Origin of the sequence: Bradyrhizobium sp. 31Argb, assembly GCF_043638955.1 — a bacterium.
In the GTDB taxonomy this organism is placed as follows: Bacteria; Pseudomonadota; Alphaproteobacteria; order Rhizobiales; family Xanthobacteraceae; genus Bradyrhizobium.
Window position 1 is genome coordinate 1 of the sequence record NZ_JBEGDB010000297.1, and the last position, 9,608, is coordinate 9,608.

Below are 9,608 nucleotides of genomic sequence, written 5' to 3' on the forward strand. Positions count from 1 at the left end.
GTGACGAAACAATCCACGAGATCTTCCTAGCCGACCAGATCAGCCCTCAGTGCGTGGTCGCCGGATGACGCTCACGAAAGACCATCTGGAGCACGCCGCCGAAAACAAAGAGCACACCAAGCCATATGAGGGTCATGCTCGTCTCCTGCACCAGTGAATGCCGAGAGGTCGCTCCGCCGAGAACCGTCGTCCGTTTGATGACTCGGGATTAGAAGAGCCCTGAAAGCCGAGGCAGCGCGCCGCACATGGGTTGCGGATCATGTCCTCCGAAGTTCAGGCTATGCCAATCCTAAAGCATCCTGCTTAGTCTTCGTCCGGCTCGCGCACGACCGGCGCTTCGTCGGTTCCGTTCTCTTCGTCATCTTGGTCGTCGTCCGCGTCCTCTTCGTCGTCATCGGGATCTCGGGGCGGCATCGTGTTGCGTATGATAGCGGAGACACACCAGTCGATCCTGGTCGGAACTACCTCGCGGATTTGTAGGGTCATGTTGTTGCTCCTCGGATGTAACCCTGGGGCCGTTTACCTCTTTTTCGGAATTGGGTTAGGCGCGGCGCGCGTGTAGCGGCAGCCCTTGGCGCAAAGCGGACCCCGTCCGAGAAGGGCCAACAGATGACATTCGAAATGAAAGAGGCCGCCTGCTGAGGCGGCCTTCTTACTTCAGCGCTGCAGTCCGGGCGACATTATCCAATCAATCATGTGAGAAGCTGTTTCGGCTTGCCGAGCTTTGCGAACGAGTCGCTGCCTCTTGTAGCCGAGCGGGATGCCCTGGGCCTCCCTCGCCAGACGCTGTGCCTGGTCCGCGAGCACTTCTTCCAAAGTGGTGTTCCTGAAGCGACGACGCTTGATCATGCCCTCCTCCATATTGTGCAGGCGGGAGCGCAATCGGGCTCTCAGCCACCGGGTGCCTACGGAGCCCCGTGGTTTTTGCCGGTGATGCCAACATAACGGGCTGTCGTAGCGAAGGTTGCTAATCTCCTTCGAACTCCGTGGGTCATTTGCGGCGATTGGTTGCGTCTGATCACGTCCGACCCACCCTTTGCAGCCGACGCTGGGTCGAGTGTCGCGTTGGTCGGATAGGAGCAAATAGGCGACATAGCAGTGTGCTCGCCTATTGTCCGGGTGGTTCAATGTCAAAATTGCCGTATGCAAATACGAGATGCTGTACCCGAGGACGCGCCCGCTGCCTGTATCGTGTTGAAACGGTCGATACTGGAGCTTTGCGAAGCTGACCATCGAAACGATCCCTCGTCACCCCCCTGAAAACTGATCGGTTGTTGCTCCGGCCAACATGCACCGACGCTGCCCGCGCCTTTGAAATTCAGACGGACTGGGAGGTGACGCGAATGCTGTCCTTGAATTCGCTATGGTCGCGATCGTCTACAATACCAGCAGGTACGACCCTGCCAAACGGCTGAAGCAGGGACACCTTAGCGACGGGAAGTATTACGGCGAGTGGATTTTTAAGTACCTGAAATTGTCCCGCACCGTCGATGCCGGCCGAGCGGTTGCGACCGGACGCTATGTGGTGATCGCGCGCGGTGGTCTCAAATTGCGAGGCGGGCCAGGAACGAACTTTGATTCCGACAAGACGCTTCCGGCCGGCACCGAGTTGAACGTGATCGAAGTTGACAGCCACGATCCGTCCTGGGTACGCGTGGATCTCGAGGCGGACGGTCTTTTCGACGGCTACGTCTTTGCCAGTTTCCTTGCGCCGGCTGAACAGCATGTGGCCGCGCGAGAGGACGTCTTGGAGCCGGCGTGAAGCTCCTTGTTCTCAGTTGCACCGAGGGCTTCGCCGACGTCTCAAAGTCTCGCCGTGCCGGGATCGAGAACGAGGCGGATGCGGCCGGCGATGACGTAATTGTTCGGGCTCATCGCCACGTGCTGGCTTGCTGCCTGGATATCGCGGAGCGCCCGCTCCAGCGGGCAGGATTCGAAGATCGAGATCGCGCCCGCGTCCGCTGCGAGCAGATGGACGATCCGCGATGCGCTCTCCGCAGCATTCGCGCATGCCGCGCGATAGGCGGCGCGTGCATTCGTCGTCGGTTCGCCACGCTCGGCGTCCTCCATGAGGTCCGTCATCGCATCGGCAAGGAAGGCCCGCGCCGACCTGTACAGCGCTTCGGCGCGCCCGACGCAGGCCTGCACCGTTTCACGGTCGCGAAGCACGGCCGAGTTACCGCTCCGGGATCTGGTTTCGGCCAGGGTGACGAAGCTCTCGATGGCGCCGCGGGCGATCCCAAGCGGCACGGCCGCTATTGTCCAGGGAAACAGGGTTGCGGGCGGCAGGCGGAACATGAGGCCGGGTTGCGACGGGCTCGGCTCCAGGAAGCTGTGCGTGTGCGCGGCAGGCACGAGTACATCGCGCGCCTGGAAGTGACAGCTTCCGGTGCCACGGAGACCCGATACGTGCCAGGTGTCGTCAAGTTCGACGGCCTCGCGGTTCATGTAGCAACACAAGAGCCGGCTTTCGCCATCCGTCTTGTCGGCGGCAAGACCCATGAACAGTGTCGCTCCATGGGCGCCGCTGCCGAACGGCCAGCGTCCGGAGACGCGGTAGCCGCCGTCTGACGGGAGCGCTTCGCCGATGGCGCCCGTTGCGCTCGCGATGAAGGCCCCAGGATCGGAAAACCAGCGGCGCGCGGTCGGCTCGGGGAGGTAGCCGCCGATCCGGCTCATGCCCGCACCATTGCCGACGATCCAGCCGAGCGAGCCATCGAGCGCGGCGACGTGCTCGACCACCGCCATGAATTCGAGCGGTGACAATTCCGGCCCGCCCAATGCCTTGGGAAGCCACAGCCGGAACAGCCCGGCGGAAGCGAGTGCCGCGAACATCGCCGGAGGGAGCCGGCGGTCGCGATCGAACTGCTCGCGCAACTCCGCGACCAGCGGAGCAAGCGCCGCAATGGCCTCCAGATAGTGCGCGACGACAGGAGAATGATCGATCCGCATGTTGGGTCCGATGCTGCTGAACCGGCGGCCGCAATGGTCTCACGGCGCTATTGTCGCGGCAAAGTCGAATATCTCAGTCGCTGGATGAATTGGATTCATCTAGACTGCCGGCATGAGAAAGCTCCCGCCGCTGGGATCCCTTCGCGCCTTCGAGGCCGCTGCCCGACGCCTGAGCTTCAGGGGAGCGGCGGCGGAGCTCGGCGTCACGCCGACTGCCATCAGCCATCAGGTCAGGATTCTCGAGGAGATATGTGGACGGCCGCTGTTTCGCCGGCGCCCGCGACCGCTGGCGCTGACCGATGCGGGCGAGCGGCTGTTTCCGGTGATCCGGAACGGCTTTGATACATTCGCGTCCGTCGTCACCGCGGTGTCGACAAAGACCATCAGGACCACGTTGCGCGTGACCAGTCCGAACGCGTTTGCGAGCCGCTGGCTGGTGCCGCGCCTGCCGCGATGGCGCAAGCTGTACCCGCAGATCCGGCTCGAGATCATCGGCACCGACGCCGTGCTCAATTTGCGCGCAGGAGATGCCGATCTCGCGATCCGCTACGCCCGGACGATGCCGACCGATCTGGCTGCGCGGGAAATCTTCCGGGACAGTTTCTTCGCGGTCTGCAGCCCCGCGCTATTGAGAGAAGGCGTGCCGGCGATCACGCGCGCCGCCGACCTCCTGCACTATCCGCTGATCCATTACGACTGGCTGAATGGGGATCGCGAGCCGCCGAGCTGGTCGCGATGGCTCGCCGTCGCACGCTCCGTGGACCCGGATATCCCTGCTGCAACCGAGCATTGGGACCTGAGCTTCCGCGAGGAGATCCACGCCATCGATGCGGTCGCGGCGGGGCAGGGGATCGCGATCTGCAGCGACGTCGTGGTGAGCCATGAGATCGAAAGCGGCGCGCTGGTAAAGGCGCACGATCTGGCGCTGCCGGGCTACGGCTTCTATGTCGTTCACGTCCCCGACCATCCGCGGCAAGCCAGCATCGAGGCGTTTGCCGCGTGGATGCGGTCAGTGGCGTAGACGCGACGCCACGAACTTGTCGCGGTCCAGGGACATCATCACATCCTGGCGCAGCGCGTAACTTCGGTTCCGCGTCAGGAGCCGACATCGAGACGGTCTAGCCGTATCGGGGTGAGTCAAATAGACTGGTCGCTGATCTGGATGGACGCGGACAGGCATTTCAACCGGGACATGGCATGGTAAATCGGTTCATCACGGCGCAATCCACCGTGGAGACGCGGCGTTGGGGGAGGCCCGCCATTGTGACGTTCGCGGCGCTGGCCGCACTGGCGGCGCTGACCGCCGACGCCGCGGCGAGACAGGCGCGCCCTGCGCCGCCCACCGAGGCGACGGCGCCGCGCGATGCAGGCGAGCCGATCATGGCGATCGTGTCGATCAAGACCCAGCAGGTCACTTTCTATGACTCCGAGGGCTGGATGCTGCGCGCGCCGGTGTCGACCGGCACCAAGGGACGCGAGACGCCTGCCGGCATCTTCGCCGTCATCGAGAAGGACAAGGACCACCACTCGACCCTCTATGACGATGCCTGGATGCCGAACATGCAGCGCATCACCTGGAACGGTATCGCGCTGCATGGCGGGCCGCTGCCCGGGTATGCGGCCTCGCACGGCTGCGTGCGGATGCCCTACGACTTTGCGGAGAATTTGTTCGACAAGACGCGGATCGGTATGCGGGTGATCATCTCGCCGAACGACGCGACTCCCGTCGAGTTTTCCCACCCGGTGCTATTCGTGCCGAACGCGGCGGCCGTCGCGGCTGCTCCGGCGCGTGCCGAGACGCTCGCCCGCGAGGCGGACGAGGCCGCCAAGGCAGCCGACGAGGCGAAGAAAGCCGCCGCGACAGCGGCGCGCGAGACAGCATCGCTTACGGCGTCGCTGCGCAAGCTGGAGGGGCTCAAGACCCGCGCCGATGCTGAGCTCGCGTCCGCCGACAAGACGCTTGCCGCCGCAAAGACGGACGAGGCCAAGGCGCGGGCCGAGGAGCAGAAGGAGAAGGCCGCCCTGAGGGCCACGGAAGCGGGGACGCAGCTCGACACCGCCAAGGCCGACGCGAAGTCGAAGCTTGCCGCCGTCGCCGCTGCAAAGGACGCCGCCAAAGCGGCCCAGACCAGGAAGGTCGACACCGCCAAGGCGGCGAGCGAGGCGAAGCTCGCGCTCGAGCCGGTCTCGGTCTACATCAGCCGTGCGACGCAGAAGCTTTACGTGCGGCGCAACACTCACAAGCAGTGGCCGGACGGAGGCGAGGTGTTCGATGCGACCATTGAGGTTCCGGTCACGATCCGCGATCCCGATAAGCAGATCGGCACGCACGTGTTCACGGCGATGGCGCGCAACGACGCGGGCCTGCGCTGGACCGCGGTTACGATCGACAACGGGGACGACGCCAACAACGCGCTTGACCGCATCACCATCCCGCAGGATGTGCTCGATCGCATCGCGCCGACTGCATTGCCGCGATCCTCGATCGTCGTCTCGGATGAACCGCTGAGCCGCGAGACCAACTATCGCACCGAGTTCGTCGCGGTGCTGAACAACCAGCCCCAGGGCGGCTTCAAGATGCGCCGGCCTACGGTCGTCGATGTCCCGGTTGCGAGCGGCAACGACTGGGGCAACAACAACGGCTTCGGCTTCTTTTTCCAGCCCAATTGGAACTCCCAACCTGGCAATCCGCGTCCGCGCGCCGGCCAAAACTATCAACCGATGCAACCGCGCTGGTGGTAAGACGCGGCCCGCCCCGCGCGCAGGCCGCTTGGTTGCTCAGCCCCTCTGGACGGGCAGGATCGATCGGATCCGCGGCCTTATATAAGTTGCTTCAACCACCAGAACCTACGAGTGCAGCGGCGGGAGCGCACTCCGCAATATCGAGCTTGAAATCCCCATGAGTCCCGTGAAGGGATCATCCAGCTCCAAAACCAGAAAGATCGCACCGGCAAACGACAGCGCGCATACAAACAGCGAGATGGTGACGACCATATTCGCCCGCACGAACAGGGTGGCGCTCACAAAGATCACGCTCAGCCAAAATACCATGATTATCAGAAAAGGCGTCGGAATTGAACTGCCGGCCTGCGTAAACAACCGCAGTCGCATCTGTGCGCCATCTGTGAAAGCCGCAATGGCGCGAGACTGCAGGGAACGTTGCATATCGCTGTTCGGCGATAGCCGTTCGAGTTCATTATAGAATGTCCACGCCTCTACGCTGGACTCGAAGCGCGCGGGTTTCCCGGCTGAGTTCGCTTGCTCGTGCCAAATGCGATCAGCCATCGGTGGTATGCTCTCCCGCAGGAGCTTTCGGACAGGGGTTGCTTCCGGCCCATATTGCGTAACCAGATCGTCCAGAAGGATGATCGTTGCGGTCAACTGCCGGACCTGGTTTGCTTTTTGGTCGAACGTGGTTTTTGCGGATGCGATCAACAGACCCAGCACGAGTGCGGTCAGTGTGCCAATCAGGCCCGCGGTCAGCTTTACGACGTCCTTGGAGTCCGAGTGCAAGTGATGTTCCGACAACAACGGCCGAACGGCCATCCCAGCCAAGGCGCCGCCAAATATCAGCGCGAACACAAGCAACGAAATCGATAGATTCATCATATTTGCGAATGCTCCACCATCTCGGTGACGATGCTGATCCTGGCTTCGATTATGCGGGTTTGTCTAAAGACCCGTTCTTGAGACCAAGTTCAAGCAGAACCGGACGAGGACCCGCGCGTCTCAGCGCGAATGCGGGGGGTGTCGCGATCGTCACGAACGTTGTGGTGAGATGCGGTGGACGGGGTGTCACGACTGACGAGCGTGGCGCTCACGGACAGCTAAGTCGTGTGGTCCTGTAATCCACTGCTTTTTTCGTTTGCCGAAGAACGGATAAAATCCCGTAGACCAAATAGTTCGGCGATCGGCGTAGAAATACAGTAGGCCCGCCCGTCTCAGGGGGGCTCCAATAGGCCCTGGTTTCAAACCGGTGATGTCCGCTTGTCCCGAGTAGCGAAGCAAAGGCGGCTGGGCCGCTAAATGGCGATGCCTAGAGCATGATCCGGAAAAGTGGAGACCGGTTTTCCGAAAAAGATCATGCTCAAACAAAAAGCTAGAGTGGGATGACGATTCGAAGAAAAGTCATCGCGTTCTAGCGACGCCACCGCTGCTTCACGAGCTCTCATCAACCGCGATCTACAGGCGGCCCGAAAAGCCAGTCCACGTTCCATTGCAAAGGAGCGGAACGAAGTCGGCATGTCGGTTGCGCGTGGGCAAGCTTCAGTTCGCTCGGTTGGGCGGTAGCGAGCGTCCTCTCCATCGCGAGATCGAATGGGGTTGGAATAGAAGCAGCGATGCCGGCCCGAATGGGCTCGCCCAGGGATATCGCCGCAATCGTGATTATCGCTACAGATACCAGGGTTACAAGCACATCGGTCATGATGCGCGTCGAAAAGTACTTCGTCATGGCTTGAGCCCTCACGGCCGATAGAAGCGCATGCTTACAATTGAGTTCGTATGCAAATGTCATGTGAACGGGAGTTCACCGCGCAAAGCGGGTCATCCATTAGTAGTATGGCCGCGACCAACTATGTAGCAGTGATCCAGACCTAAGAAGCCAATCCGTTCAGCCTCTTGTTGCGCGAAACGGATGCGGCCACCGGATCGCGCTTGCGGATTTGCGCTTGGCTCCGGAAAGCGGCCAAGAGAAGCCGCCGCTAGGCCCATCCCAAGCAAGGTCCGCTTTACATCTGAAAGCGGACCTTGACGGCTCAGGCAGCCAATGTCGGCTACGGGCCCAAACGCGGACATTCGTAGGTGGTGAAGTAGCGAATAGGTGGTCGACTCGACCCGTCGCGTTCCACTCGGACGCAATTGATTCGGCTTAGCCCCGCGCGAGAGAGCTTACGGAGGCGCTGCCCCGGTTGGGCGGCGCCTTGGGTTCGCTGTCGAGCTTGAAAACCTGATCCGGAATGAAGCTGTCCCGGTTCGGCATCTTGACTTTCGACAGCAACTCTTTGTCGAGCTTGCTGTCCGTCGGCACGTTTCCGTTTAGACTGAGAACGTAAGCGGCAACCGCATAGGTGTCGATAGCGCCACAAACTGCATCGAAAGGGGCGATCTATGAGCATCACAGAACTGGGAGATCTAGCGAAGTGGCTGGAGGTGACACAAAGCGTAGTGGCTATCATCGGACTCCCAATACTCACGCTGACACTGCTGATGATTGGGCGCCAAGCGCAATACGCGCACCACACGACAATGAGTCAAATATATCAAAATACAGCCGATGGCTTTGCCACCGTGCAGAGATATTTCATGGACAACGGCCTTGCTGACGCAGGCACCGCTCCTAATCCTGTTCACCGATGGCTTGGGCGTAGGTTTTGCCGTACGGATAGAAGAGGTCCTTGCGGCCTTGCTGCCACGCCGCCTTGAGTTCGGGCGTTGTGATGTCCCAGTCTGGCCGGCATTTCTTGGTAACGACACGTAGATCCTGGCGGAGATCTTCCATAGTGGGCCGGCCAAAGAACCAGTAGCCATTGTAGATCTTGTAAATGACAAGGCCGGGCTCGAGGACAATCACATGGGGGATCATCGGGTCGTGGGCCGGATCCGTATATTCGGCGATATCGAGATCCTTTTGGACGATACGCCTGGTGTCCGAGAGGAAGGGCCAATGAGCGCCGACACCGCTGCGATATTCGTTCGTCTCAGTGATGTTGTCAGTGCTGATCGTGACAAGGCGGCAATAGCCAACCTCCATCTCACGATGGAGTTCAAGAAGCCCTTCAGCCTGTCTGCGGTCCTTGGGGCAGAATCCGCCGCGGCTGAGGACGAGCAGCATCGGATGCTGGCCTTGCAGTTCGGAGAGCTTACGGCGTTTCGCCGTGTGGTCGGAAAGTTCGTAGTCGGGGAAGATGGCACCTGGAACAATGTCAGATCGCATATGAAACGCTCCTTAGTTCGATGCGTGGCGCAACCCTGGTCCCGCACGTAAGCGAAATAAGCTTCCCGATCCAAAAGCGTGTCGAGTTCAGAAGGCTCGGCGAGCTTGATGTTGTAGATCCAGCCGGCGCCTCGGCGTCTTCATTTGTGAGTTCGGGCTTGCCGGCCAGCGCTTCCTTTGCATCGGCAGTGAATTTTTGCGCCCAAGCTCAGGACAATGCGACGCTGCAACCGAAAGATAGCACAAATGAGCAGCTTGGAGTAGAGCTTCTCAATGCCTTCAAGACGGCAGTGGTTGCGAATATCAGCGCAAATCGTGGGCATTCGGTCCCTGCGTCCGTAAGAGCAACCCGCTGTTGAGAGGGCCATCAGGCTAATCGAGCAGAATTCCCTTCAGCAACCCACGCGAGGCTCGCGTTTTCGATGGTCGGCTTTGGGGCCAAATCCGGACTGTTGCACCGCAAGGACATGCACTCAGCCGATCGTTTTATCGGTGCGCGAGCACCGTCTGGAGCACGTCGATCACTGCTGTCAGATCCGAATTGCTTGGCGCTTCGTTCGGCTAATTTGTGAACTACGTCACATGTCCGACTTGCGATCAACTGTAAGGTTTGGCGGTGGGCGCAGGCTGAATTCGATCGACATCGCTAGGCCGTGTGGACTCTTGGGATTCTCAAATCAGATTGAACGTGATTCAAGGCTTTCTTTTAGGAGGAAGCCTT

At 60.8% G+C, this 9,608-nt stretch carries 9 protein-coding genes and 1 pseudogene; 3 read left to right on the forward strand and 7 right to left on the reverse strand.

The window, feature by feature from the left end:
- Positions 1 to 303: 303 nt before the first annotated feature.
- Entirely contained in the window at positions 304 to 486 is a 183-nt protein-coding gene (locus AAFX91_RS34875; RefSeq protein ID WP_130582223.1) for a hypothetical protein, read from the reverse strand.
- Between the two features lie 171 nt (positions 487 to 657).
- On the reverse strand, positions 658 to 849 hold the full coding sequence (locus AAFX91_RS34880; RefSeq protein WP_394569577.1) for a hypothetical protein: 192 nt from the start codon (positions 847 to 849) through the stop codon (positions 658 to 660).
- 505 nt (positions 850 to 1,354) lie between these two features.
- Between AAFX91_RS34880 and AAFX91_RS34885 the strand changes: the two are divergent.
- Positions 1,355 to 1,762: pseudogene (locus tag AAFX91_RS34885) on the forward strand (SH3 domain-containing protein); the annotation flags it as partial.
- Between the two features lie 41 nt (positions 1,763 to 1,803).
- Here the strand turns inward: AAFX91_RS34885 and AAFX91_RS34890 are convergent.
- Positions 1,804 to 2,952, reverse strand: coding sequence for an acyl-CoA dehydrogenase family protein (locus tag AAFX91_RS34890; RefSeq protein ID WP_394569578.1), 1,149 nt, complete (start codon positions 2,950 to 2,952; stop codon positions 1,804 to 1,806).
- A gap of 112 nt (positions 2,953 to 3,064) precedes the next feature.
- Between AAFX91_RS34890 and AAFX91_RS34895 the strand changes: the two genes are divergently transcribed.
- Together AAFX91_RS34895 and AAFX91_RS34900 are read left to right on the forward strand one after the other, a co-directional pair.
- Positions 3,065 to 3,973, forward strand: a complete 909-nt coding sequence (locus AAFX91_RS34895) for a LysR substrate-binding domain-containing protein (protein WP_394569579.1) — start codon at positions 3,065 to 3,067, stop codon at positions 3,971 to 3,973.
- A 176-nt stretch (positions 3,974 to 4,149) separates the two neighbouring features.
- Positions 4,150 to 5,694, forward strand: a complete 1,545-nt coding sequence (locus tag AAFX91_RS34900) for a L,D-transpeptidase (protein WP_394569580.1) — start codon at positions 4,150 to 4,152, stop codon at positions 5,692 to 5,694.
- Between the two features lie 105 nt (positions 5,695 to 5,799).
- On the opposite strand, the gene AAFX91_RS34905 is transcribed toward AAFX91_RS34900, so the two are convergent.
- The 4 genes from AAFX91_RS34905 to AAFX91_RS34920 all read right to left on the reverse strand — a co-directional run bounded on the left by AAFX91_RS34905 (position 5,800) and on the right by AAFX91_RS34920 (position 8,887).
- Positions 5,800 to 6,561, reverse strand: a complete 762-nt coding sequence (locus AAFX91_RS34905; protein ID WP_130582230.1) for a DUF4239 domain-containing protein — start codon at positions 6,559 to 6,561, stop codon at positions 5,800 to 5,802.
- A 562-nt stretch (positions 6,562 to 7,123) separates the two neighbouring features.
- The gene (locus tag AAFX91_RS34910) at positions 7,124 to 7,405 is read right to left on the reverse strand and encodes a hypothetical protein (protein WP_394569581.1); all 282 of its coding nucleotides are present in this window, start codon (positions 7,403 to 7,405) and stop codon (positions 7,124 to 7,126) included.
- A 417-nt stretch (positions 7,406 to 7,822) separates the two neighbouring features.
- The gene (locus AAFX91_RS34915; RefSeq protein WP_394569582.1) at positions 7,823 to 7,981 is read right to left on the reverse strand and encodes a hypothetical protein; all 159 of its coding nucleotides are present in this window, start codon (positions 7,979 to 7,981) and stop codon (positions 7,823 to 7,825) included.
- Positions 7,982 to 8,290: 309 nt separating this feature from the next.
- The gene (locus AAFX91_RS34920) at positions 8,291 to 8,887 is read right to left on the reverse strand and encodes a redoxin domain-containing protein (protein ID WP_282532486.1); all 597 of its coding nucleotides are present in this window, start codon (positions 8,885 to 8,887) and stop codon (positions 8,291 to 8,293) included.
- Between the last annotated feature and the right edge of the window lie 721 nt (positions 8,888 to 9,608).